The organism is Streptomyces cucumeris (assembly GCF_024295805.1).
Lineage (GTDB): Bacteria > Actinomycetota > Actinomycetes > Streptomycetales > Streptomycetaceae > Streptomyces > Streptomyces cucumeris.
Genome location: NZ_JANCLX010000053.1, coordinates 17,430 through 41,141 on the forward strand (window position 1 = coordinate 17,430; position 23,712 = coordinate 41,141).

Annotated in this window: 23 protein-coding genes; 4 read left to right on the forward strand and 19 right to left on the reverse strand. The window is 69.9% G+C overall.

Annotated elements, in window-relative coordinates; translation table 11 throughout:
* Positions 1 to 41: 41 nt before the first annotated feature.
* The 13 genes from NMK44_RS39765 to NMK44_RS39820 all read right to left on the reverse strand — a co-directional run bounded on the left by NMK44_RS39765 (position 42) and on the right by NMK44_RS39820 (position 14,035).
* A complete protein-coding gene (locus NMK44_RS39765; RefSeq protein WP_254752696.1) occupies positions 42 to 1,058 on the reverse strand; it encodes an NADase-type glycan-binding domain-containing protein in 1,017 nt (338 codons plus the stop codon).
* A 917-nt stretch (positions 1,059 to 1,975) separates the two neighbouring features.
* Positions 1,976 to 2,515: a phage tail protein gene (locus NMK44_RS39770; RefSeq protein WP_254752698.1), complete on the reverse strand. Its 540-nt coding sequence runs from the start codon at positions 2,513 to 2,515 to the stop codon at positions 1,976 to 1,978.
* Entirely contained in the window at positions 2,512 to 4,470 is a 1,959-nt protein-coding gene (locus NMK44_RS39775) for a putative baseplate assembly protein (RefSeq protein WP_254752700.1), read from the reverse strand. The genes NMK44_RS39770 and NMK44_RS39775 overlap by 4 nt, the downstream gene beginning before the upstream one ends.
* Positions 4,467 to 4,889 carry a GPW/gp25 family protein gene (locus NMK44_RS39780; protein ID WP_254752702.1) on the reverse strand — a complete coding sequence of 141 codons (423 nt, stop codon included), beginning with the start codon at positions 4,887 to 4,889 and terminating at the stop codon, positions 4,467 to 4,469. Before NMK44_RS39780 ends, NMK44_RS39775 begins: the two co-directional genes overlap by 4 nt.
* Positions 4,890 to 4,909: 20 nt before the next feature.
* The gene (locus NMK44_RS39785) at positions 4,910 to 6,778 is read right to left on the reverse strand and encodes a VgrG-related protein (protein ID WP_254752739.1); all 1,869 of its coding nucleotides are present in this window, start codon (positions 6,776 to 6,778) and stop codon (positions 4,910 to 4,912) included.
* Positions 6,775 to 7,557 (reverse strand): hypothetical protein, encoded by a 783-nt coding sequence (locus tag NMK44_RS39790; RefSeq protein ID WP_254752741.1) that lies wholly within the window; start codon positions 7,555 to 7,557, stop codon positions 6,775 to 6,777. The genes NMK44_RS39785 and NMK44_RS39790 overlap by 4 nt, the downstream gene beginning before the upstream one ends.
* Positions 7,554 to 8,129 (reverse strand): phage tail protein, encoded by a 576-nt coding sequence (locus NMK44_RS39795; RefSeq protein ID WP_254752704.1) that lies wholly within the window; start codon positions 8,127 to 8,129, stop codon positions 7,554 to 7,556. Before NMK44_RS39795 ends, NMK44_RS39790 begins: the two co-directional genes overlap by 4 nt.
* A gap of 35 nt (positions 8,130 to 8,164) precedes the next feature.
* Positions 8,165 to 8,695, reverse strand: coding sequence for a phage tail protein (locus tag NMK44_RS39800; RefSeq protein WP_254752706.1), 531 nt, complete (start codon positions 8,693 to 8,695; stop codon positions 8,165 to 8,167).
* 47 nt (positions 8,696 to 8,742) lie between these two features.
* Entirely contained in the window at positions 8,743 to 11,136 is a 2,394-nt protein-coding gene (locus NMK44_RS39805) for a hypothetical protein (protein WP_254752707.1), read from the reverse strand.
* A gap of 287 nt (positions 11,137 to 11,423) precedes the next feature.
* Positions 11,424 to 11,597, reverse strand: coding sequence for a DUF6760 family protein (locus NMK44_RS42575; RefSeq protein ID WP_374215411.1), 174 nt, complete (start codon positions 11,595 to 11,597; stop codon positions 11,424 to 11,426).
* Positions 11,591 to 11,992 (reverse strand): hypothetical protein, encoded by a 402-nt coding sequence (locus NMK44_RS39810; protein WP_254752709.1) that lies wholly within the window; start codon positions 11,990 to 11,992, stop codon positions 11,591 to 11,593. Before NMK44_RS39810 ends, NMK44_RS42575 begins: the two co-directional genes overlap by 7 nt.
* A gap of 2 nt (positions 11,993 to 11,994) precedes the next feature.
* The gene (locus NMK44_RS39815) at positions 11,995 to 12,456 is read right to left on the reverse strand and encodes a phage tail protein (RefSeq protein ID WP_254752711.1); all 462 of its coding nucleotides are present in this window, start codon (positions 12,454 to 12,456) and stop codon (positions 11,995 to 11,997) included.
* A gap of 19 nt (positions 12,457 to 12,475) precedes the next feature.
* The gene (locus tag NMK44_RS39820; protein WP_254752713.1) at positions 12,476 to 14,035 is read right to left on the reverse strand and encodes a phage tail sheath family protein; all 1,560 of its coding nucleotides are present in this window, start codon (positions 14,033 to 14,035) and stop codon (positions 12,476 to 12,478) included.
* Positions 14,036 to 14,239: 204 nt separating this feature from the next.
* On the opposite strand from NMK44_RS39820, the gene NMK44_RS39825 reads away from it, so the two are divergent.
* Positions 14,240 to 14,827 carry a Pvc16 family protein gene (locus NMK44_RS39825; RefSeq protein ID WP_254752715.1) on the forward strand — a complete coding sequence of 196 codons (588 nt, stop codon included), beginning with the start codon at positions 14,240 to 14,242 and terminating at the stop codon, positions 14,825 to 14,827.
* Positions 14,828 to 14,875: 48 nt separating this feature from the next.
* Here the strand turns inward: NMK44_RS39825 and NMK44_RS39830 are convergent, their stop codons facing one another.
* The 6 genes from NMK44_RS39830 to NMK44_RS39855 all read right to left on the reverse strand — a co-directional run bounded on the left by NMK44_RS39830 (position 14,876) and on the right by NMK44_RS39855 (position 20,066).
* A complete protein-coding gene (locus NMK44_RS39830; RefSeq protein WP_254752717.1) occupies positions 14,876 to 15,505 on the reverse strand; it encodes a helix-turn-helix transcriptional regulator in 630 nt (209 codons plus the stop codon).
* A 237-nt stretch (positions 15,506 to 15,742) separates the two neighbouring features.
* Positions 15,743 to 16,714: a lytic transglycosylase domain-containing protein gene (locus tag NMK44_RS39835; RefSeq protein WP_254752719.1), complete on the reverse strand. Its 972-nt coding sequence runs from the start codon at positions 16,712 to 16,714 to the stop codon at positions 15,743 to 15,745.
* Positions 16,715 to 16,801: 87 nt separating this feature from the next.
* On the reverse strand, positions 16,802 to 17,821 hold the full coding sequence (locus NMK44_RS39840) for a hypothetical protein (RefSeq protein ID WP_254752721.1): 1,020 nt from the start codon (positions 17,819 to 17,821) through the stop codon (positions 16,802 to 16,804).
* Positions 17,822 to 17,859: 38 nt separating this feature from the next.
* Complete coding sequence (locus NMK44_RS39845) at positions 17,860 to 18,366, reverse strand: hypothetical protein (RefSeq protein WP_254752723.1); 507 nt, start codon at positions 18,364 to 18,366, stop codon at positions 17,860 to 17,862.
* Between the two features lie 241 nt (positions 18,367 to 18,607).
* Positions 18,608 to 18,904, reverse strand: a complete 297-nt coding sequence (locus NMK44_RS39850; RefSeq protein WP_254752725.1) for a hypothetical protein — start codon at positions 18,902 to 18,904, stop codon at positions 18,608 to 18,610.
* Positions 18,905 to 19,196: 292 nt separating this feature from the next.
* Positions 19,197 to 20,066, reverse strand: coding sequence for a sterol desaturase family protein (locus tag NMK44_RS39855; RefSeq protein ID WP_254752727.1), 870 nt, complete (start codon positions 20,064 to 20,066; stop codon positions 19,197 to 19,199).
* A gap of 92 nt (positions 20,067 to 20,158) precedes the next feature.
* Here NMK44_RS39855 and NMK44_RS39860 point away from each other — a divergent pair, with 92 nt between their 5' ends.
* The 3 genes from NMK44_RS39860 (at position 20,159) to NMK44_RS39870 (ending at position 23,078) form a co-directional block, all read left to right on the forward strand.
* Positions 20,159 to 20,788, forward strand: coding sequence for a TetR/AcrR family transcriptional regulator (locus tag NMK44_RS39860; RefSeq protein ID WP_254752729.1), 630 nt, complete (start codon positions 20,159 to 20,161; stop codon positions 20,786 to 20,788).
* 488 nt (positions 20,789 to 21,276) lie between these two features.
* The gene (locus tag NMK44_RS39865) at positions 21,277 to 22,047 is read left to right on the forward strand and encodes a GH12 family glycosyl hydrolase domain-containing protein (protein ID WP_254752731.1); all 771 of its coding nucleotides are present in this window, start codon (positions 21,277 to 21,279) and stop codon (positions 22,045 to 22,047) included.
* A complete protein-coding gene (locus NMK44_RS39870) occupies positions 22,044 to 23,078 on the forward strand; it encodes a hypothetical protein (protein WP_254752733.1) in 1,035 nt (344 codons plus the stop codon). Before NMK44_RS39865 ends, NMK44_RS39870 begins: the two co-directional genes overlap by 4 nt.
* Positions 23,079 to 23,712 lie beyond the last annotated feature (634 nt).

A 23,712-nucleotide genomic window follows, 5' to 3' on the forward strand; every position in this document is an offset into this window, starting at 1 on the left:
GCGGTGTCATCCGCGGTCCTCCTCCGGCGGTCGGGGCGGGGTCAGGAAAGCAGCGAGAACCATTCGAGTTCCGCGATGGCCACGTCGTCGTTCTTCTTGGCAGGGAACGTGTCGCCCACGGACACCTTGATGCCCTTGATGCCGGTGGCGCCCTTCAGCGAGAACTTCTGCGGCTTGGCCGTGTCCTCCAGCGTGATCACGGATGTCTTCCCATTGGTGAAGGTCAGGAGCAGGATGCGGGGGCGCCCGTGCTCGGTGAGCGCGTCCGCCGCACCCGAGGTGACGATCAGCTGATCGAGGCTGACCAGCCGGTCGAACTCCAGCTTCGCCGTGGCCCGTTGGGCGTCCTGCCCCTCGGCCTCGAACGGCGCCAGCCAGTAGGAGTTGCTGTACTGGTCCAGGAGCTTGTCCGCCCCGTGGCCCTTCACCGAGGTCTTCGACGTCGCCTTCTCCGGCCGGACCGGCGAGTATCGCGACTCCAGGAACCCCTTCGCCTTGTCCCGTACCCCCTGCACCTCCGAGTTGACCGCGTTGCGGTACGGCGGATAGCTCGCGTACACGACGCAGGACAGGCAGAACAGCAGCCCCCCGACTATCTTGATCTTGTCGAAGGCCGTCCGCCAGCGGTCGTTGGGCGCGGTGTCGCCCGACGCCTGCCCCGATCCCGTGCCCAGTGGTACGACGCGGGGGCCACGCCGGAAACGCAATCTGCGCCACCAGGGGAGCCTGGCGACCTCCGCCTCGTCGAGATCCGTGCCACAGCGTGCGCAGAACCTGCGGGTGGGTCTGTTTCCCTGTCCGCAGTCGCCGCAGATCAGATCCCCGGGGCGCAGCGGGTTGGTGCGCGGTGTGCGGCGGTCCCGCTGACGCCGCCGGTGCGGGGGCGTCTGGGGGAGGACCTCGTCCACGTCCTCGTCGTCCGGCTCGTCGTCCGCCGGACGGCGTGGCGCCACGGGCGCGACAAGCGCGGCGTCACGCGCCCGCGCCGGGGCGGGCGCCGGAGGAGGGGGCACCGGAAGGGGAATGCTGATGGTCTGTTCGGGGTCGTCGTCGGACATCTGACCAGAGGGCACCGGTCCCCGGCCCGCCACGTCGCTGTCGTCTCCGCGTACCGAGGAGGACGGTGAGCCGGGGAGCGGCGGTCCCCCTGTGGAGGTGGGCGCGGTGGGCGCTGTGCCGAGGCCCGCTGATGGTGCCCCTCCCCATGGTGGCGTACCGGGGCCCGGTGGCCGTGTGCCGCCCAGTGGCGGTGGCGTGCCGAGCCCGAGGGGTCGCGATGTACCGTCCGGTGGGGTTGGTGCTGTGCCGGGACCCGGAGGGCGTGGGGTGCCCAGTGGGGGTGGTGGCGTACCGAGGCCACGAGGTTGTCCTCCTCCCGGTGGAGTTGCCGGTGCGCCGGGGCCCGGGGGGCGCGTTCCGCCGAGTGGTGGCGGCGTAGGGAGCCCCAGCGGCCGTGTGCCGCCGAGTGGTGGCGGTGTGCCGAGGCCCGGTGGGCGTGCTCCGCCGAGTGGTGGTGGCGAGCCCAGCCCTGGTGGGCGTGTGCCGCCCGGTGGTGTGCCGAGGCCGGGTGACCGTGTGCCGCCCAGTGGTGGCGGGGTACCCAGCCCCGGCGGGCGTGCTCCGCCCAAGGGCGGCGGGGTGCCGAGGCCGGGTGGGCGCGCTCCGCCCAGTGGCGGCGGAGTGCCCAGGCCCGGAGGTTGCAGCCCGCCCGGTCTGGCTCCGAGGCCGCCCAGACCCGTCGGCACCTGTACCGGGCCCCGCGTGGCCGTCGGCGTGAGCGCCTGGGCCGCGGCCTGCTGGACGCGGAGGAACCATGGCGTTCTGCGCTGCGGCGGGTCGGGCTCCGGCTCCGGCGGGTTCTCCTCGCGGCGTACCTCCGGCTCGACACGTTCACCGGACCACTCCAGGAACGCACCGCAGGAACCGCAGAAATCATCGGCGTCCTGGTTCCGGCCGCGACAGCGACGGCACATGATCACTTGGTCACCACCTCCGAGCGGTACGGGACATGGGCGGGCAGGAACTCACGGATGACTTCTTCCAACGCGGCCGGATCGACCTCGCGCCCCGCGGGCACCATGACGCGGATCAGGGTGACGGGCGGCAGCCCGGTGGGGATCGGTGTCTCCGGGGCCGCGGATGTGAACACACCTCCGCTGTCCACCAGTTCCACCGTTCCGCCCGTGGCCAGGGCGATCCGCTCGCGGACACCGTCGACCGTGCCCCGCGTTCGGTGGCCCGACACCGCGTGCGCGGTCGCCGCTCGCTGCCGCCACTCGGGCCAGTTCTCATCGAGCTGGGTCCCCATCCGGTCGGCGAGCCAGCGCAGGAAGTCCGGTGGCGTCAGCCAGGGATCGAGATAGGCGTCCAGACAGTCGAGCGTGCTGATGACGGGGGCGATGACCTCGTCCCAGCCCGCGGTGAGGCGGAGGGTGAAGTCGTCGTCCTGGTAGACGGCGGGCAAAAGCTGGGCCAGGGAGTAGGGGCTGCCCAGGCCGGGGACCGCGGTCCTCATCGCGCCTCCTCCACCTTGAGGTGGTGGTCGTAGGACACGACGAGGCTGTGGCGGGAGAGGTCGATACGCCGGCTTTCCTGTCCGCGCTCCCCGGTGACGGGGTTGGCGGCGAACAGGCGGACGTCGTCGACCAGATCGGCGCCGTCGACACGTTGCAGCAGGGCGAATATCTCACCCACCTGCACCGGTCGGCCGAAGGGCCACCCGTCGCCGTGGGGCCCGCCGGTCAGCGGGTCCAGAAAGCGGTACAGGGCCTTCTCGGCGTCCTCCCGCACCCGCTCGGCCGTGGCCCGGCGATGCGCGGTGATCCTGGCGACCACCGTGACGCCCCGGTACAGCGGTGGTTCGATCATGATGCGGGTGCCCACGAGGCGGACCTCGTCGAGCCGCGCCGCCACGCGGTCCAGGGTGTCCTGGGCGGGGACAAGGTGTTCCAGGCGTACCCGCTCGCCGGGCGGGGCCGCGGGGACGACCAGCACCTGGACACTGCCCGGTTCCTCCATCGGCAGACAGCGGGCGCGCGCCAGCTCGGGAGCCGCCTGCCGGGCGATGGTCTCGAAGTCCTCCGCGGTGACCGCGCGGTTGCTGCTGCGCAGCAGCAGCGGCCCCCGTGCGACGGCTTCGGCGAGCGTCTCGCCGTCCACACCGCCCTGTGCCGGCCTCCGGTTCTCGACCCCGCTGATGAAGGGGATGGACGACATCAGGGAACGCACCGCGCCCGCGGCCACGTTCCCGCGTGCCCCGCCTCCCACGGCGAGCCCCCGGACGCGCACCGCGGCTCCCGCCGCCGGAACCCCGCCGAACCGGCGTAGCGAACCGTCGGGTTGGCGCACCGCGGGCCCGAGCCGGACCTCTCCGGCCACCGCGTCCAGGATGAAGTGGCGGTCATCGGGGCCGCTGGCCGAGAAGTCGTCCACCCGCGTCCACACCTCCCACGCGGTGTCACCGCCCGGGGCCAGGGTTTCCAGCACAGGTGGTCCACCGGGTGCCAGGACCGGACCGTGCCGCAGGGCGAATCGCTGGCCGGGCACGCCCTCGGCCTCCTCGAGATCCTCCTCGTCCACCTCCTCGACATGGGCGGCACGGACCGTGGCGCCGACCGTCGCCACGGTCAGTCCGTGCACGATGGGGCTGGAGCTGTAGCCGGGCAGGTCGTCCCGCGGATCGAGCACACGCGCCCGGAGCCATCCGGCCATGTGCCCACCGAGGACTGAGGAGGTGTGCCCACCGGGAACGTGGACGACGACGTGGCCGGACCGGTTGAGGCCACCGGTCTCGTCCAGGGACACCTCACATGCGGACCACTCCGCCCCGGTCCACGCCTCCCAGACGAGCGGTGGGTCGTCGGGGTCCACGCCGACTCCGTCGATACGGCCGTCGAAGTCCAGCCGTACGGCGCAGTGCGGCACCGCGCCGTCCAGTCCGAGCACGAGGCCGTCACCGGCTCGCGGGTACTCCCCGAACGCCGGGAAGGGATCGCGCAGCCCGTGTTTTCCGTAGTCGTGTTCCAGGTGTCCGTCGTGGTCCGGGCGGAACGTCAGTACCCGTACGAGCTGGGTCGGTACCAGGGTCACCTCGTGGTCCGTGCGGAAGCCGATCGCCTCCTCGGCCTCGGTCCGTACCGTCGCGACCCGGGTGCCTTCGTGGACCACCAGCGGCGCCTCCGTGACCGGGGTGGTGGACCAGAAGGTGACGGGTACCCGCGCGGCGGCCGGTGGCAGCATCCGCAGTCCGATGAGATCGAGGAACTTGGCGTAGAGCCGGTCGGGCACCTGGTTGAGACGGTGCAGCATCTGGTCCGTCATCAGCGCGAAGGCTTCGATGAGGGTGATACCCGGATCGGAGAGGTTGTGGTCCGTCCACTCCGGGCAGCGACGCCTGATCAGCCGTTTCGCTTCGTCGACGAGATCCTGGAAGCGCCGGTCGTCGAGGTCGGGGGTGGGCAGCACGGTCACTGCGCTCCTTGCTGATCGGCCGCACCGGTGTCATCCGGCACGGTGTAGAAGGGGAAGACCATGTTCCGGGGGTCGTCGGACTCCCGGGCCGCGTAGGTGATCACGATGTTGACCAGCGTCGGAGTGTCCGGGTCCCGATGCACCTGGACCTCCGACACGGCGGCGCGCGGCTCCCAGGCGGTCAGCGAGGCGGAGACCTCCCGGCTGATCTCGTCGAGGGTGTCCGGGTCGGTGCCCGCGAAGACGAAGTCCCGCAAACGTGAACCGAAGTGCGGCCGCATGGGCCGTTCGCCGGGGTAGGTCGTGAGGATCAGCCGCATGGACTGCTCGATGAGGGCGTGTCCGGAGCGGGTCCGCACGGCGCCGTTACCGCCCACCCCCGGGGGGAAGGCCCACCCCGTGCCGATGAAGTCTTCCATGAACTACCCTCCTGGCCAGCTCAATTGAGCTCGATCTTCGCGCCCTTGATGGCGACGGTGCCGGAGCTCTCCAGAGTGATCGATGACTGCGCACGCAGACTGAGCGAGGATCCGCCGTCGATGGAGACCCGGCCCCCGGTACCCGCGGTGATGTCCACCGCGCCGCCGTCCCCGCAGTCGATGTGCAGGCGTCCCGCCCCCTTGCTGTCCGGTGGCTGGGGCCTGCACGTGAGGGTCACCGTGCCCGCCACCTGGTCGATGGCGAGCCCGAGACGCGCATCCTTCGTACCCAGCACGATGGCGGAGGCGGTCGGCGGCTGACCGGCCGCGGGTGGTATCCGGTCGTGGAAGGCGAGCATGTTCCCCGACGGGGAGACGATGCCCCGTCGCACCACCTCGGCGCTGCGGCCGGTGGCCTCGACGGCGGGACCGCCCAGGGCGTAGGCGCTGGAGTTGCTGAGCACACCGCCGACCACGTACGGACGGCGTGGATCGCCGAGTTCGAACCCGAGGAGCACCTGATCCCCGACCTCCGGGAGCATGAGCCCGCCCGCGCGCCGGCCCCCCGCCACCTGGACGACCGGTGCCCAGTCGGTTTCATGGTCCGGGGCCAGCCAGGGGAGGACGGCCTTGACCCGGCCTTTTCCGGTGGGGTCGTTGACATCCGTCACCACCCCGCACACCAGGCCGTTCATCCGTGGTGCGCCGGTGGGTGCCGTGGCACCGGCCAGCCCCAGAAGGGTGCGGTCCTCGCCGTTCCCGAGCTGGAGCCGGGTGCGGTAGCCGCCCTCCGAGGGGTCGAAGACATGCCGCGCGGCCACCACCGTCCACGTTCCGGCGAAGGGTTCGGGCGGCCCCTCCACCCGTACCGCCGCGCCCGCGCGCAGCCGAGGATCACCCCAGGCGGTCGCCTGGGCCTCGGCGAGACTTCCGGCCACGCGGCGGGTGGTGCCCGTCAGGGCCTCGTGGGCCGCGGGTTCGATGGCGGCCCCGGCCGCCGGGGCGCAGTGGGTGACGATCCGCCCGGTGGCGGTCGGCGCCGGTCCCAGCGTCGGATCGGCGCCGGTCCTGGGGGCCGACGGTGTTCCGGTGCCGCGGAACGGGGCGATGACCGATGCCACCGTCGCGCCCAGGGCGTTGGTCGGCCCATCGGCCGTTCCCCCGGTCGGTGTCCGCACGGACACGGCTCTGGCCTCCAGCGGATCCCACACCCGCAGCTCCACTTCGGGTGAGAGATTGCCCGCGGTCACACGGGGGCGGAAGGTCCGCAGGTTCTCCTGGAGGGTCAGGGGCACCGGGGTGCCCGTCTCCTGGGCGGCGGGCCGGAAGTAGAAACCGTCCTCGTCGACTCCGAACCGGTAGCCGATCTCCCGGCACCGCCAGCTGAGGAAGTCCCAGTCCGTCTGGTTCGGCTGGCCGAGATGGGTGTGGGTGATGCGGGACGGTTCGATTCGGCCGATGGTGAGCCCGGCCTCCCGCGCGATCCGGCGGGCGGCGTCCGCGTCCGTCGTGTTGAGGAAGGTGCGCACCCGTGAGCCGCGCTGCAGGCGGTGGCTGGGGTCATAGCCACGGACCACGGTGACGAGCGCGAGATCGTAGTAGTCGCCCTCGAGCGCGGTGACCTCGCCCGAGCCGACGAGGACGGGCGGTGCGCCGTCCGGGTCGTGGGTCCACACCTCGATGGTGGTGCCGAAGGTGATGCCCGCGCGGGTGAGCAGATCGCCGTCGTCGTCGCGGAACGTCACCTCGATCATGGTGGGCATATGGAGACGGCTGTCCACGACCATGCGCAGGACGCGCTGTTGCAGTTCATCGGCGAGCGGCCGGGGGGCGGAACCTCCCACCCGCAGCACCGCCCGGGTCCGGGGCATACTGACCGGGGTGGTCACCAGGAGCCTCCCACCGGTCTGTTGAGCCCCGCGGTCATCCTGCGAAGGGGGTCCTCCGCCGCCGCGCCCCGGCTCCCCTCGGGCGTGGCCACCGTCAGCGGTGGACGGCCTCCGGCGCGGTCGTCGGCGCGGCCGCCGGAAGCGGGACCGCGGGCGGTGCCGGGAGCCGGACCCGGTGTGTTCGCCACCGTACGTCCGGACGCGGGCCGGGGGCTTCCGGCGCCGCCCGGACGCGTGGTCGCGACCGGGAGCGGGACGCCGGGGGAGTGGGGACTCTTGCCGAGGATGTGCATGGTGAGGTTGCGGACCTCCGCCCGGATGGGGATCCCGTCGCCGGTGAAACGGGTGTACGTACAGTCGAAACGCATCAGCTGCACCGCGTAGTTGAACCCCGCGGTGGAGTTGCCCCACTCGAAGGTGAGGCGTTCGTGCTCACCCGCGCCGACGGTCCCGTCCGGAGCGCCGGAGGTGTCCTTCGACAGCGGCTCCACCCATGCGAGGAGCTTCTCCACCACCTCACCGCATTCCCGGCCGGCGAAGGTGAGGAGGGAGAGGATGAGGCGTGAGGAACCCAGCGAATAGACGCTCTGCAGGGCCCCGCTGAACCCCTGCTTCTTCTCGCCTCCGATGGGGTCGGAGATGCCCTCGGCGTTGTGCGAGATGCTGATCTCGGTGGGGTTGTACTGGAGTTCGATGAACTGGGACCGGTCCGCCGCGCTGGACAGTCTCGCCTTGCTGACCGCGCGCTGGAGCGAACCCCGCGGGGAAAGGGGACTCACCACTGCTCCAGGAATCCGGCGTGCTCGAAGGAGAGCCGCTCCGTCGCGACGGCGTTGCTCTGCGCGCTGAGTTCCGGCCCCGACCACTCCTTGGGGAACGCCTGGCGCAGTACCCACGTGTGAACGGGTGTCCCCCGATAGTCCCGCAGGGTGATCGTGATGTCCTGCCCGGGGTATTCGGCGGTGTCCCCGTATTCGTGTCCGGTCCACCGCGCCGCCACATCGGTGAGCCAGTGGTGGACCGCGTCCGACTGGTCCGGGGCCATGGCCCGTTCGAGGGTGACGGCGGAGAATGTGACGCGGTCCGGCAGCAGATGGCCGTGGAAGTACTGGCCCCCCTCGTTCACCTCCTTCGAGAGGAACTGCACCTGGAGACCGCGGCAGCTCGACCACGCCCCGAGGTCCAGCTCGTCCACCCGTACCTCGAAGCGCATGGCGAGCCCGAGACGGGGGTACTCCCCGGGGCGGCTGCGGGGCGTCCGCCCGGCCACCGCCGGTCCCACGAACTTGTGGGCGTTGGCCCATGCCTGGTCGGGATGGGTCCACAGGGCGGAGGGCAGCTTGGGTTGCATGGTGAGTTCCTTAGGGCTGGCTCAAGGAGAGGGATCTACCGGACATGCGTCCGGGAGGATCCGGCGTGGCCGTTCCCCACCGACGCCGTGGGGTTATGAGGGGCGAAGTCGTCGTTGAGGAACCCGGTGTGCACCAGTTCCAGACTCTCCAGCGCGACCCGGCCGTCCGCACCGCTGAACTCGTTGATGCCCCACGCGACCGGGAAGAACTCCTTGAGCTCCCAGGTCACGGTGGGTACCCCGGCCCAGTTGACCAGCGCGATGGCACCGGTCAACGGCTCGTTGCGGACCGATGTCTCCGTGAGCCACTCCTGGACGATCTGGGAGTCACCGCAGGCGGCACGCGACAGCTTGACCCGCTGGTACTGCGGCACACCCGGATAGACCAGGGGGTGGTTCCAGTTGTCACCGCTGCGGTACTCACACGTCGGCCAGGTCACATAGAGTCCGGAGGCACTGGCCCAGTCGCCGAGTTCGTACTCACAGCGGTCGATGGCCACGGTGAAGCTGTGCGTCATGCTCACGGAGCCGAAGAACGAGTCGCTGAAGTTGATGGAGTCGCGCATGGGATTTTCCTCCGTCTCCCCGGGCAGCGGGTAACGCGTCGATCGGACTAGAGAGGTGGCGTCAGCAGGCCGTGGCGCTCACGCTCGACCACGAGCTCACGGCGGACATGGGTGATGACGCGTTCGTACAGCCGGTCGGCCAGGGCGTCGAGGTGGGCCGGGTTGTCCAGGTCGACCAGACGCCGCCGGGACAGCACAGCCAGCGTCTCCCGCACTCTGTGCCATTCGCCGGACTCCTGGGAGGAGACGGGAGAAGGTGGCGCGCCACCGGTGCCGGGTGCACGGCCGCCTCTCCCGTCGGTGGGAAGAGGCCCCAGGGAGGGTGAACCGGAGGCAGTCCCGGGCGAGGTCCCCGTGTCCACGGTGGAGGACGGGACGGGGAGAACACCTGATGAAGCGCCCTGAGCCGGGGCCTCGAACGCGGAGACCGCGGCGGGCTGCTGGACGGACGTGCGGTGTGCCCGGCGTCTGAGGTGGGTGAGCGGCAGCCGTTCGCCGTCGGCCGCACGGTGTGTGTCCGGACCCGTGAGACCCGGGGCGTCGCCGAGGACCGAGGTGCCACCCACGGCTTCCTGCCACACCACGTGCGCCAGTGCGTACGCGGGCACCGCGGTGTGCTGCTCCGCCGTGGGCTCCCGCTCGCCGTCGGGCACGGTGTGCGGGGGTACGGCACGCAGATGCCGTGGAGCGTCGTGGCGACGCCTCTCCGTGGTTTCCATCTCCTCGGGGGCCGAATGCACCAGGCGCGGTGCGGTGGGCCAGGGGCCAGGGGAGGTACGGCTGTTGTCCGGGTCGGGCGATGGAACGGGCGCGACGGGTACGGCCGGATCCCATGGCGTTCGCGGAGTCGCGAGCGTCGCGGCACCACCCGGCGGCAGGGGCACCGGACCCCGCCGGTGGACGAGGGGCGGATACGTGGTGACGGCGGAGGCCCCGTCGTGGGCCGGGAGCGTGCTGGGGGCGAGGAGCGTGGCCGGGTCGCTGTCCATTCGCGTGAGCCTGAGTGGGGACACCGTTGCCGGGGACGGGAGGGATCGCGGAGCGGCAGGTGTCCCGGTGCCGTCCGTGGTGGCGTTGCGGGAGGGCGTGGCGGCCGGGTGTTCCGCCGGGCTCTCCGCGACGGCAGGCCGATCCGTGGCGCTGTCATCGGAGGTATTCGGCCGTGGGGCGGTTGGCTGGTCGACGCGTTCGGCGGGGGTGGTGTATCCGGTGTGTTGCGGGCGCTCGTGGGGCCGGGACTCGGCCTCCGCCACGTTTGTGGTCGGGGCCGCGTCGGGCCGCGCCTCCTCGCCGTGTGCCGGGCTGTCCGTACGGGCAATCGGCGACACGGGGGAGTCGGGTCCGTTCGGAGAGGGATTCGTTCCGGTCAGGGGTGCCGGTGTACTGACCTTGCGCGTCACGGAGCCGTTCGATGGCACGTCGGACGTCATGTCAACGGGAGTCAATGGCAACGCCGGAGAGGGCCCGGTGGTGTCGAGCAAGGGTGCGACGGCGTCGTCAGCCGCGGTCACGGCCGATGCGGGTTCACCGGATGTGTCCTCCTCCGATTCCGTGGCCGCTGAGACACGGCCACCACCTCGGCGCGGTGTGGAGTGCCGAGGCACAGGGAGGCTGCTGGACGACGTTGTGTCCTCCACGGCGCTCTCCTCACGTCGTCCCTGCTGATGGGCACCCCGCGCGTGCCGCAGACTCCATGCCGCCTCCCAGGTCGGCGGTGTGTCATCCGGCCGGGTGGCGAGGGAATCGGTGTCGCTGTCGTCAGCCGTCCTGGTCGCCGCCGCGGACGGCCGCGGGGTGTGCCCGGCAGCCAGGTTCCTCTTCCGCGATTCGGCCAGGGACGCCCGCGAGCCCGTTCTGACCTGCGGTTCGGGGGCGGCCGCGGGTTCTGTGGTGTCGGGTGGCGCGGGGCGGTCCGAGCGCCCGGCGGGTCCGTTGCCCTGGTTCATACGGGCCTGGACATACGTGGGTGTGTCGGTGTTGGTCCGGACCATCCAGGCCGGGCGGAAGGCGTCCAGCATGACGTCGAACTCGGAGCGTGTGGGCGGTGGTGTCACCGGACGCGGCTCGCCGACGAACTCGCCCGTCGCCTGGGTGAGTGGGCGTGGAGCGAGTGCGCCCGCGGGTGCCGTACCCGTGACCATCACACGGCGCTCCGGGACGTCCGGGAGGTGGTCTTCCGACGCGGCGGTGGCGGCGGCGGTGGCGTCCTCGGGCATGAGGGCGGGGGCGACGGGGTCGGCGGTGGTGCCGTCAGCCGCGGCGCTGACCGCGGTGTTCAGGGAGCCGGTGGAGACCATGGGCATACGGACCCGTTCCGTCTTCCCGGGCAGCGGCCTCCCGCCGTCCGCCGCCACCACCGTGCCGGGCACACCACCCGCGTCGGCGATCTCATCCGGGACGGAGAGGGCGGCGGATGTGACGGCTGCCGGGGCCGTCGTCACCAGCCCGTCCACCCGCCCCCTCGGTACCTCCCCGCGACGCGGAGCCGGTGTGCGGTGGATCAGGGGGTAGGACATTGCGGCGACGGCCGTCCGGCTCGCGGCCACGGTCCATGGGGTCGTGGGAACCGTGGTGCCCAACACCGGAAGCCGTCGCCACGCTCCACGCTCTCCCCGCGCCATGGTGGTCGCCGTCGGCTCCGCCGGGCGCTTCCTGGTGAACCAGGACCACATGGACTTCCACGACCACCGCACGGCGGCCTCCTTCCCGAAACCGCGGGGGACGTACGTCAGTCACCCGACGTGTCGCTCGCGGCGATCTTCTGGTTGATCCGGCCGATCTCCTCGATCACCCGGCGGCGAACCGGGTGCTCCAGGTCGAGAACGGAATCGGCGGACCAGTGCAGGTAGTAGGCGACGTAGACGACCTCCTCCCAGAGACGGTCGACCGCATACGTCAGGATTCCCCCGGCGACTCCCCGGCGACGTCCACGAGGAACTCATGGGCGCATGACGGGCAGCTGATCTGTGCCTCCGTGCGGCCCTCCTGATTGATCCTGCGGTACAGGTCCTGGAGGAACGCCAGATCCGAGGCGAAGAGGTTCTCGATGGTGTCCGTGGTGACCTGGGGGACCTCACCGATGCGGGTGACGGTCCGGGCCAGCAGCTGCACCGTCAGATACGCGGGGTTCTGCTGCACCTTGGGGTCCGTCTGCGGTGCGATCTCGTCCCGCGCGGTGGCGAGCCGCATCAGCCCCTCGCGGTGGACCCGTCCCTGCGCGTCCACGTAGCCGCGGGGGAGGACGAAGGGGTACTCCGTGCGCATGGTCCGGCCGTCCGTTCCCTGGATGTCGCTCATGGCTAGCCGACCGGCATCTGCTGGATGCGTTCACAGGTGAACGTGACCGACTCGAGGACGACCTCCGACGAACCCGCCTTGAGGTTGGTCACCTCGATCTTGCTGGGCCATGCGCCGTGCAGCCGGTAGAACATGCGCGGCGTGCTCTCTCCCGCGCCCATGAGCTTGAGGTCGGCGCCCATCCGGGCGGCGGGCTGTCCCATCCGCACCGCCTCGTGCATGGCCCAGATGGTCGCGCTGCCGTCGACGCCCCGCTTGAGGGTCACGGTGGGCGGTTTGGTCTTGCCGAACTGCTTGGTGTGCACGATGGCACCGGTCATCGCGTTGGTGGCGATGTACTCGGCGGGCTCGACCTCGGTGGTGATCCCGCCCAGTTCGGAGAAGTAGGCGGGGGCGGCGCCGTCGAAGGTGACGACGAAGGACGCCGCGGTGATGGCCTGCGGGAGGCTCTGGTCAAGTGACATGTCAGTGATGGTCCGTGTTCTACTCGTTGAGGGACGAGCCCTGCGCGAACTGGGAGAGTCTGAAGACGACGAACTCGGCGGGTTTCACCGGGGCGATTCCGATGTCGACGGTGAGGACTCCCGCGTCACGGTTCTCCGGCGGGTTGTTGTCCGCGTTGCACCGTACGAAGAACGCTTCCTCCGGGGTGCGTCCGAAGAGCGCTCCGGAACGCCAGACCCTGGTGAGGAACATGGAGGCGGTGCGCTCCACGCCATTCCAGAGGTGTTCGTTGTTGGGCTCGAAGACCACCCAGTTGGTGCCGTCCAGAATGGACTTCTCGACGTAATTGAACAGGCGGCGCACATTGAGGTAGCGCCACTCGGGATCGCTCGACAGGGTACGGGCTCCCCACACCCGTACGCCCTGTCCGGGGAAGATGCGCAGGCAGTTCACCCCGAGCGGATTGAGTACCGCCTGCTCGCCCTTGGTGGCCGCGACCTCCAGGGCGAGGGCCCCGCGGATCACTTCATTGGCGGGGGCCTTGTGCACACCGCGCGTCGCGTCGTTGCGGGACCACACCCCGGCCATATGGCCGCTCGGCGGGAGGAAGTCCGGCCTCTTGGTGACCGGGTTCATGACCTTGATCCACGGCCAGTAGAGCGCGGCGTACTTGGAGTCGAAACCGGAGAAGTCCTGACGCCACTCGCGCACGTGCTGGGCCTTGAGGCCGGGCAGCGGGTCCAGGATGGCCACCCGGTCACCCATGAGTTCGCAGTGCGCGATCAGGGCCGACTGCACGGCCTTGACCCCTTCGGCGTCGATGGTTCCGCTGCGGTAGGCGGCCATCAGGTCGGGCACGGCCACCATGGTGATGTCGTCGATGGCCTCCAGGCCGGACAGCCCGGAGCGCTCGGCCGCGTCACCGATGAACTCGGTGGGGTCCAGACGTCCGGACGTCACGGGGACCGGAGTCCGCGCCGGGGTCAGCGAGACCTTGGCGCCGGTGGCGGGGCGCGCGAGAGTCGCTCCTTTGATTTCCTCCAGTGTGATCAGGGCGGACTTCCGCAGGGCGGTGGTCACATGTGACGGCCCACGCTTGACCGTGACGTTGTCGTAGACCTCCGCCACCTGGCCGTCCTGGCTGACGACCAGCTTGAACGCGTCGTCGGCGCCCTCGCCGGCGTCCTGGACCTCCACGGTCACGGTCGGCGCGCCCTCCCCGGCGTCCGACTTCACCAGGGCGACGGCGAGGGCGGGACGGTCCCCGGCCGGAGCGGGGAGTTCGCCGCGCACCTGTGCCGGTGCGAGCGCGGGAGTCTCGTGTGCGGTGGCCGCCCCGTCTCCGAGGCTCACGATGTACGCGTTGCCGCCGCCGTTCTGGAAGTAGCCGTAGACGGCCTGGGGCAGGTAGGCGTCGGCGATGAATTCACCGAAGACGCTGTTGTACTGGTCCCAGCTGGTGATCAGGACGGCTTCGTGGACGGGGCCTTTCGCGGTGAATCCGACGAAGGCCGCCGTGGCCGTGCCGACACCCTGAATGGGTTTGATTCCAGAAGACGTTTCCTCGACGTAAACGCCTGGAGTCAGATAGTTGGGCAACGCGCTCCTCGCTTTCATGTATGGCGCGGATCGAGGATTCCACGCGAGAACGTGTCGGGGCAGTCATCAACAGATGCCCGATGAGGCAGTCCGGAGCTCCCTTGCGGGAAGGCGGCCACGGCTCGTTCGTCCGACCGCTCGTCCCTCGTCCGGGAACGGGCCTGTGTACAGGCTGAGATGATGATGGATTCGGTCACGCATTCCTTGGCGGCATGGCTGGCGCTGCACCTTCCGGACACCGGTCTGTGCTTCGATGCCGGCCGTCGGAAGAACCAGGAGGGCGACGCGGAAACGACCCTGACGGCCTTTCTCTATGACGTCCGGGAGGAACCACACCGGCAGAGTGGTGAGATGTACGTCCGCAACGCAGAGGCGATGGCCGTGGGCAGGGTCGGGCCCACCCGGCTGTTCCGGTACTCCTACCGGCTCACGGCCCGCGCACCGCGGTGGGATGAGGCGCAGCGGCTGCTGGGTGATGTGATGTGCGCGGCGGTGGGTTCTCCGACGATCCCGGTCGGCACGCCGAGCGGCGCACGCACCGGAGGTACACCGCTCACCATGCCCCTGATCGTCGCCCCGCCCGACGCGGTCGCCTTCCCCCGGGGGTGGCACGAGGAGCCCGTGCCGACCTCGCCGCCGCTCCATCTCGCGCTGCTGGCCCCGTTGCACCCGCGCATGGACATCGGCGTCGAGGCTCCGCCCCGGTCGGTGGACGTCGGCGTGGGAACGGTGGAGGGACAGCCTCCACACCGCCGTACCCGTTCCCTGCCCCGCTCTCGTATCAGGGAGTAGCCGTTCAGGGAGTAGCCGTCCCCGCGGGAAGGCGGGATCTGTGAGGGGTCAGATCAGCCCCTCGCGGATGGCGTAGGCCACCGCGTGTGAACGATTGCGCAGATGGAAGCGGTTGGTCACATCGTGCAGCACGTTCTTGACCGTTCGCTCGGAGTAGGAGAGCTGTTGCGCGATCTCGCGGGTGTCCATGCCGCACGCCACGAGTTTGAGCACTTCGCCCTCACGGTCGGTCAGACCGTTGAACCGCAGGCCCCGGGGGCTCAACACCTGACGCTGCACCGTGGACACCTGCTTGAGCAGCCGGCCCAGCAGGTCGGGCGGTACGACACCGGCGCCGTGGTGGACCGAACTGATGACCTGGACCAGGCGGTCGGCCGTCGCCTCACGCCGGCGGACCAGCCCGGCCACTCCCGCTTCCACCGCCACCATGAGTCCGGCGTCATCCAGCTCCGACACCACCACGACGGCCTGCTGGACGCCTTTCCCCCGTACCGAGCGCAGCAGCCTGAGGGCTTCTTCGTCCATCTCATGGGACACGATGAGTACGACGGTCTCCCGCGAGAGCGCGTGCTCGTCGACGATCCACACCTCGGCTCGTGACTTGAGCGCGGCCACGATCCCTGCCTCGGAGATGGGATCCGCCGTTTTGACGTGTACGAAGATTCTGTCAGTGGGCATGAAGGGTCACCTTGTGCGTCCCCTGTGCGGTCCGTCCGACCACACAGCGCGGCCTATGTGATGGTTGCCCGACCAGCCTCCCTCCCCGGACGGTGACGGACCATGGCTTCGGGCGGCGACTTCATGCACTGAATCGGTGTTACCAGAGGTATATACCCTTGTGGATGACCAACCGAGGAAAATCCGCAGAAGTGGTCGTGTAGCCGCCGTGATCCCTTCTGAGCAGAGTCTGTCACCTCATCCGTTGCCATGCGCCGTGATGTCGGTGTTCCCGGAGGCGGAGGCGGAGGCGGAAGGGGACGGTGAGGGGGTGGGGGATGGCGAGTGCGGGCCGCCGGGCGTCTGAGTGGGCTCCGTGGAGCGGCTCGCCGTGGGGGAGGGACGCGGGGTGGGTGTGGTCGAGGGGCTCGTCGAGGGGGTGGGTGACGGGCTGGGGCTCGGACCGGGCCTGAGCCGTGGTTCGTCGACTCCCGCGTAGGCGGCGATCCACCGCATGACGGTCGTGGCGTACTCCGCCGAGTTGTTGTAGCTGAGGATCGCCGAGCGCAATTGGGCAGGCTCGGCAAGATCGCGTCCATCCGCGCAGAGGTAGCGGCCCGCCGTGAGCGCCGCGTCATACATGTTGTGCGGGTTGGCGGTGCCGTCGTCGTTGCCGTCGCTGCCCCACACCGCCCAGGAGGACGGGATGAACTGCATGGGGCCGACGGCGCGGTCCCAGCGGGTGTCCCCGTCGTACCGTCCGTCGTCCGTGTCGCGGATCGCCGCGAACCCCGAACCGTTGAGCGCGGGTCCCACGATCGGGGAAACGGCGTCCCCGGTGGCGGTGAGCGCGCCACCACGGGCGTGGTCGGATTCGATCCTGCCGATACCGGCCAGGACCGGCCAGGTGAGATGGCAGTCGGGCCGGCTCCGGGCGACGCGCGTCTGGGCGTTCAGATAGGCCCGGTAGACCAGGGTCGGCAGGGTCAGTTCCGACGACGGTGGCCTGGTCCGCTCTCCCGCTTTCGGGTCCGGGGCGCCCGGTGCGGGGGTCTCGTCCACCCGCGGTGTGGCGAAGGGTCGGGGCACCGCCTGTGACCCCGCCTCCACGGGGGCGTCCTGCGCCGCGCTGCGCCCGCCCTTCTGCGCGGCGAATCCCACCGTGACGAGGGTGGTCGCCACGGCGACCGCCGCGAGCCCCTGCGTCGCGCGGTGCAACGATGACGCCATGTGCGGTGAACTCCCTGCGTGTGACGGTGACGTGAACATCGCGACGGGGACGGCCGGCCGTGTGCCACCGCCCCCGGGCCGCTGGGGTCAGCGGGCGAACTGCTGGAACCGTTCGAAGAACTTTCCCTCGCCGCCCAGGACGACCGGTGCCCCGGAACTCTGATCGGCCGCGATGTTCAGCGTTCCGTGCCAGGCCCAGGTGTGTGCCAGGATGTGTTCACTCCAGTTGAAGTGCACGGAGACGGAGGAACTGTCCTGCCGACCGAAGACGGGGGAGATCGCCATGCTCCCCTCGGCCTTGACGCCCTGTGACTGCCTCATCTTCATCGTGCCCACCTGCTCGATGAGGTCCACACGGAAGTTGGTGGGGAAGACCAGGGAGTCCGCCTCGTTGCCGTAGGCGCGGTTCCGCAGCCGCTCCGCCTCCTTGAGGAGGTAGTCCCGGCGTGTGAGGGCGTCGTTCGCCTCCTGGGACTCCTGGGTGAACTCGCTCGCCCGGTATTCCAGGGCCGCGATGCGCTCCTGGAGGTCGCGCTTCTGGAACGGGCGGAGTCCGTCGGCGCGGCGCTCGAGATCCCGTGAGAGGTTCTCCGCCTCCGCCCGGGACTTCTCCGCCTCCGCCCGATTGGACGCGATGGCCTTGCGGCAGTATTCGGGGTTGATGCCGCGGGCCTCGTTGCGCAGCTTGTCCGCCTCCGCGAGCGCCTGGAGGTCCTGTGTGCGGACCGACACCCGGGCGGGGGTGTAGCTGAAGACATAGGGCACGATGCTGCTGACGCTCTTGCCCTTCATCAGGGCCTTCTCGGCCTCGGCGCCCTGCTGGGTGTGCCGGTGTGTCAGGGAGAGTTTCCGCGCCACCGGGTAGATGATCGAGTGGGTGTACCACACGCCGTACAGGTGCTGCCGCGCCAGATACTCCACGTGGGCGTCCTTGTAGGCCGGTGGGATCGCGTCGATCGGTGCCCCGCTGGTCATGCTGAAGTCGGTCCGGGCTCCGATGTCCTTGAGGATCGTGTAGATGGTGGAGGCCGCCGCGGAGGCGTTGGCCGGGATGCCGGCGGTCTGCCACGCGGTGGTGATGCCGACCGGGGGGATCGGAGCGCTCACTGTCTTCTTCCCTTTCAGTCGAGGAGGGCCGTCGCGGGTCAGGCGTCCGCGGTCGCCGGGGGGAGCGTGTCGAGATCCATGTGGACCTCCACGCCGTGGTCCTCCAGGAGTTCGAGGTGGTCCTGGGTGAGGTCGTCCGCGTCCTCCGGATGGCTCGCGAAGATGTGCAGCGCGTCCAGGAGCGCGAAGGGATCGGCGGATTCGCCCTCGTCGTGCCGGTCGGGGGGAAGCTGTTCGGGGTGGTGGTACTCGTCCTGCCCGGTGCCCGCCTCGGCCGCCGCCGCCATCTCGTACTGCTGCATCTGCTCGGTGAACCAGGAGATGAACCGCTCGAGGACGTAGGGGCGGTACTCCTCGGGGGAGACCCCTTCGGGCAGGTGGCAGAGCTCGGTGTGGCTCCGGGAGAACTCCTCGAAGTAGTCGGCGTAGGGGCTCAGTTCCGGTGCGCTCACCAGGTGCTCGATGAAGTCGCCCCACCCCGCGGTCGGCAGGGTCGTCTCCCATTCCTGGTGCATCACGGCATGCAGCATCGGTATGTCCGTCATCGGCTTCCTCCGCGTGTCGAGACATGAGGTCGTGACTCGGCTCCTCATCCTCGGGCGCCTCGTGCGGCGGTCGGGAGAAGCGGGCGGCGGGCCGATCGGGCGCCCGCGTCGTCCGGGCGGCTGCCCTTGAGGACAACACCGTGGGTGGACGACGACTGCGCCCCCTCCCGGAGAACACTTCCGGGAGGGGGCGCCTCCTCATGTGGTGTGCCGGGCACGTGGCCGGCTGCCCGATGACGGGTCAGTGGTGGGGCCACCGGTGCTGTGCGAGCCACTCGCCCACCGCTTGGAGCGTCAGCCCCTGCACATGCTCGGCGGCCTGCTGGGCGAGGTTCTGGGCCAGGTCCTGGGCGATGGTCTCCACGACGTTGTTTTCTTCGAAGGTGCCCAGGTTCCCGTCGAAGCCCAGGTTGTCCGGCGAGTAGGCGCGGAGCGCGCTCGCCGTGGCGTGGTAGCCGAAGCTCTCCAACGTGTTGGCGACATGGTCGACCGGCGCGTTGGGGTCGTAGGTCTGCTGGTTCTCTACGGGGGTGGACATCGAGTTCTCCATTGATCTCGGTGGCTCGCCGTACGGCAAGTCCTCGAGGAAGAACCTAGGCCGGGCCCGTCACGGAAGGAGGAAGCCGAAGGGCGGGCGGAGAGCGCCGGGTGTTTTCCCTTGTGGGCAGCCGGGCCGGGACCATCGGCTGGTTGACACCTGTGCGGGCAGACCGCCGAAGGCCACGCCTGACAGCTGTCCGGTGCCCCTTCCCGAGGTGCCCCAAACGACGGTCGATGTGATGGAGTCCTTCGCCGGCTGACGCCGTCCGCGGCCGCGGTACCCGCGTGGCCTACGGTTCGCCATCCGTGGCCGCGGTGGCCTTCTCCGGGCTCGGCGGCTGCCACCCGGGACGGTCCAGGAGGTGGCGGGCCCGCTGCCGCCACGTCGGGGCCGCGGCGAGGTCCTGGCCGATCGAGGCGTACTCGTGGAAGGCGATCCGGAACGGGTTGTAGGTGTCGATGTTCTTGGTCAGGCCGTAGACGGGGCGCTCCACCTCGTCGGCGTAGGTACCGAAGAGCCGGTCCCAGAGCATGTGGATACCGCCGAAGTTGCGGTCGAGATAGCCGCCCTGCGAGGCGTGGTGGACCCGGTGGTGCGAGGGCGTGTTGAAGACGTACTCGACAGCCGGGTGGAGCTTGCCGATCCGGTCGGTGTGCAGCCAGAACTGGCTGAGCATATTGATGCTGCCGCACAGGAACACCGCCCACGGCGGGACGCCGACGAGGATCAGCGGTACGTAGAAGAGCTGTGAGGTGACTCCCGTCCACGGCTGGCGGATCGAGGTCGTGTAGTTGTACAGGCGGCTGGAGTGGTGCACCACGTGGGAGGCCCACAGGACGCGGACCACGTGGTGCTCGCGGTGCATCCAGTAGTAGCAGAAGTCCTGTGCGAGCAGGATCAGCGGAAAGGTCGCCCAGGTGACCGGGATCCGCAGGGGAGTCAGCTCGTAGAGGCCGACGAAGGCGACGAACGCCAGCCCCTTCCAGAAGATGTCGACGATCGCCACCCCGGCGCCGATGGCCACGTTCGCCGCGGTGTCGCGCAGGGTGTAGCCGCTCGCGTTCTCATCGGGGTGCAGCCGGTAGTAGACGACCTCGATCAGGATCAGCAGCGCGTAGAGCGGGACGGACAGCGTCAAGAGATGGGGTGGGGCTTCCACGGAGAACTCCTCCCGCCTGGTTTTCGGAGCGATTCGCTCCGACTACGGGAGTATCGGAGCACATCGCTCCGAAATTCAATAGGCTGGGCGACATGAGCTCAGAAGCCAGACGCGGGCGGTACATCGAGGCCCGGCGCAACGATGTCCTGCTGCTCAGCGCCGCCCGCGAGGTCTTCGCGGAACAGGGGGCGGGGGCGCCTGTGGCCGAGATCGCCAAGCGCGCGGGCATCGGCATGGGGTCGCTGTACCGCCGATACGGCAGCAAGGAGGAACTGCTCCAGCACCTGTGCACGGTCGCCATGGAGCAGTCGATCGCCGACCTGGACGAGGCGCTGGCCCGCCCCGGCCCCGCCGGGGACGCGCTCGGTGACTTCGTCCGCACGGCGGTCGAGGCGCGGGCCGGAGCCTTCAGCGCCTTCGCGGGCGTACTGCCCATCACGCCGGAGATCGAAGCCGCCAACGAGCGTGGCCGGGAGCGCCTGGAGACCCTGCTGGAGCGGGGCCGCGGCGACGGCAGTGTCCGCCCTGACGTCACATGGCTGGACGTCACGCTCCTGATCGTCCACTTCAGCAAACATCCGCGCACCACGGACGACGACCGCAACGCCTGCTGGCGGTTGCTCGCATTGAGCCTGGAGGGCCTGCGTTCCCGCCCCGATCAGACGGCGCTCCCGGGCAGCGCACCCGACGCTGTCCGGTACCTCGCCCAGTGGACTGCCTGAGCCACCGCTCGGCGTCCGTCACGACGAGAGCCATCACCCCGTCGGCGACAGGCCCGCGGCGATCATTTCGATGAGCGTTTCCCGGACGGTACGGGCCGCCCGGGAAACGGCGACACCGCGACCGCCCCTGTCGGAGAGTGACGCTGCGTCATCTCGACTGCGTCCATGAACTGCGGAAAAGCCCTGAACTCGACGGGACAGCGGCGGACCCGAAGACCGTGACCGCGATGGACCGCCGCGTGCGCGTGATGTGCGCGAGCAGGGTCGCCATGGTGAAGTGCCGCACCAGCGGCGTACTTTCCCGGTAGCGGAGGAGCCCAGGGGGAGGGCACCCGCGCCACAGTGGCCGTACGCCACCGGCCACGCCTCTCGCGGTCGATCGTCCTTCCATCTCTGACGGCCCGTACCTTCTCGGAGGTCAGTCCCCCGGTGCCGGGGCCCGGGGACGCAGAGACGGAACGTCAGCCCCTGAACCAGAGGAAGACAGCATGAAGAGAACAGCGTTCCGTCCCACCGCCCTCGTCCTGCTCCCACTCCTGACGGGGGCGGCGGCTCTGTTCGCGACGGCGGCCCCGGCGCGGGCGGCAGAGCTGTGCGGCAATGTCGACCCCTTAGTGGTCGGCTCGTACCTGGTGCAGAACAACCCCTGGAACGCCCCCGGCGATCCGAAGGACCAGTGCGTCAACACCACCGGAGACGGCTTCGAGGTGACGAAGGCAGAGGGCGAGCAGCCCACCACCGGGGGCCCCAAGGGCTATCCGTCCATCTACAACGGCTGCCACTACGACAAGTGCTCGCCGGGTACCAGCCTGCCCGCCCGGATCGACTCCATCAGCAGCGCGCCGACCACCGCGTCCTTCACCTATCCGGCCGTCGGCGCCTACAACGCCGCCTACGACATCTGGCTCGACCCCGAGCCGCGGAAGACCGGTCAGCATGCCGTCGAGATCATGGTCTGGGCCAACAAGGTGGGTTCGATGCAGCCCATCGGCGCTCCGGCCGGCACCACGACCCTGGCTGGACACACCTGGGAGGTGTGGCAGGGCACCAACGGAACGAGCAAGGTCATCTCCTATGTGGCTCCCTCGGCCCTCACCACCGTCGGCTTCGACGTCAAGGAGTTCATCGACGACGCCTGCGTCCGCGGGTTCGGTGAGCCGTCCTGGTATCTGACGAGTGTCCAGGCGGGCTTCGAGCCGTGGCAGGGCGGCGCCGGTCTGAAGATCGACTCATTCGCATCGAAGGTGGACGTCAGGTGAGGCGGCCATCCACCCGATCGGGGCGACGCGGGGGAGCTGCCGCCCGACTGCCCGTCCCGGTGCGCATCGGGCTGCTGGTGGCGGCGTTGCTGGCAGCCTTCCTCTACCCGCTCCAGGACTCCGCCACCGCCACCCAGGACGAGTCGATCCTGTACGACCCGGGCCCCACACTGCGCTGCTACAGCGTCTCGGTCGAGACGACCCACGGGAACTACGGTAACGACACGACGGACTGCCCCCGGGTCGACAACGAGGCCAGGCGGAACCCCGATGGTTGCAAGTGGTTCGGCTACGTCTCGCCTGCGGGGCGACCCGAGTGCCCCACCTGGCGATTCATCAACTACAGCTGGCCGGAGAAGGACCTGCGCCGGTACCCCGGCTATGACCACCAGGTGCAGGGTCCCTCCGGGAGCCCGTTGAAGCTCGTCATGCAGAACAACGCCCGGAACATCACTGATCACTGCGGTCTGAGGGAAGTCGCCTTCTCCTACGAGTACATAGGGAGCTCACTCAAGCGGAACACGCGGGGCGAACCGTATGACTTCGCCGACGGACGCCTGAAGGTCTCCTACAACGCCCTCGCCAAACAGTCCGGCGACTTCTCGTGCAAGGAGGAGAAGCGTGCCGTTCTCACCACCGACCTCATCTACTACGTGCCGGGCGGTGGCAAGAACGTGATCTCGGTTGTCCACTACGATCCCGGGCACTTCGCGGCTCCGAATGAGGATGGGGTCCTGTGGTGGAACCAGTGCGCGGGTTCCAGGACGGATGATGGCCGGACGCTGCCCGGCTGCCGTGTCACGGTGCTGGGCCAGCAGGTCGAGCCGGACAGCCCCACCCGGGTGAACGTCGACTTCACCAGCCTCGCGGAGCGGTACCGCGCGTATCTGAGCAAGGACCCCGCGGGCGCAGTGATCCCCGAGGAGTCGGCCATCGACGCGATCCAGATGGTGAACAGCGTCAGGGGCGCAGATCTGGAGACCAGTGTCTCCCACGCCGACGTCACCATCGATCCCTCGGACAAGCCCTGACCGGAACCGTGCACCGGGCATGAGCGTTTCCGGTCGGCGGCGACGAGGGCGACGGACGTCGCCCCCACCGTGGCACAGGTGGCATCCGCCGATGTGCAGGGCATGTGCCGGTATTCCCGGGGCCGTTCCCCGAGGACTCACCGCGGTACGAGAAACCAGGAAGCGGAACCGCGGCGCAGGATCGGTCCATTAGTGTGCCTTGGCGATCGAGGCCCTCGTCCCCGTCCGATTGCTGTCCACCACCCGCGTTCGTGGAGGAACACCATGTATGTCCCGGCTCGTGTGTCGCGCGTCCGTCTCGCCGTCACCGCGTGCGCCGTCATCGCCGTCGTCGTGACGGGATGCGGCTCGAGCGATGTGAACGGGTCCCCCGAGAAGCGGCCCTCGGAGAGCCATGGCGCCGCGAAGGACAAGGAACGGGACCAGAAGCACCAGCCGTGGGGGCCCCCCCGCCGGGGGGGGGGCGGGGGCCGGGGGGGCCCGCGGGGGGGGGGGGGGCCCGGGGGGGGGGGGGGGGGGGGGGGGCGCGGGGGGGGGGGGGGTGCCGGGCTGGGGCTCGGACCGGGCCTGAGCCGTGGTTCGTCGACTCCCGCGTAGGCGGCGATCCACCGCATGACGGTCGTGGCGTACTCCG

Coding starts and splice junctions, on each gene's coding strand:
- NMK44_RS39765 (WP_254752696.1), bottom strand. CDS start 1,058: ATGTCCGACGACGACCCCGAACAGACCATCAGCATTCCCCTTCCGGTG.
- NMK44_RS39770 (WP_254752698.1), bottom strand. CDS start 2,515: ATGAGGACCGCGGTCCCCGGCCTGGGCAGCCCCTACTCCCTGGCCCAG.
- NMK44_RS39780 (WP_254752702.1), bottom strand. CDS start 4,889: ATGGAAGACTTCATCGGCACGGGGTGGGCCTTCCCCCCGGGGGTGGGC.
- NMK44_RS39795 (WP_254752704.1), bottom strand. CDS start 8,129: ATGCAACCCAAGCTGCCCTCCGCCCTGTGGACCCATCCCGACCAGGCA.
- NMK44_RS39800 (WP_254752706.1), bottom strand. CDS start 8,695: ATGCGCGACTCCATCAACTTCAGCGACTCGTTCTTCGGCTCCGTGAGC.
- NMK44_RS39810 (WP_254752709.1), bottom strand. CDS start 11,992: ATGAGCGACATCCAGGGAACGGACGGCCGGACCATGCGCACGGAGTAC.
- NMK44_RS39815 (WP_254752711.1), bottom strand. CDS start 12,456: ATGTCACTTGACCAGAGCCTCCCGCAGGCCATCACCGCGGCGTCCTTC.
- NMK44_RS39830 (WP_254752717.1), bottom strand. CDS start 15,505: ATGCCCACTGACAGAATCTTCGTACACGTCAAAACGGCGGATCCCATC.
- NMK44_RS39835 (WP_254752719.1), bottom strand. CDS start 16,714: ATGGCGTCATCGTTGCACCGCGCGACGCAGGGGCTCGCGGCGGTCGCC.
- NMK44_RS39845 (WP_254752723.1), bottom strand. CDS start 18,366: ATGACGGACATACCGATGCTGCATGCCGTGATGCACCAGGAATGGGAG.
- NMK44_RS39850 (WP_254752725.1), bottom strand. CDS start 18,904: ATGTCCACCCCCGTAGAGAACCAGCAGACCTACGACCCCAACGCGCCG.
- NMK44_RS39860 (WP_254752729.1), top strand. CDS start 20,159: ATGAGCTCAGAAGCCAGACGCGGGCGGTACATCGAGGCCCGGCGCAAC.
- NMK44_RS39865 (WP_254752731.1), top strand. CDS start 21,277: ATGAAGAGAACAGCGTTCCGTCCCACCGCCCTCGTCCTGCTCCCACTC.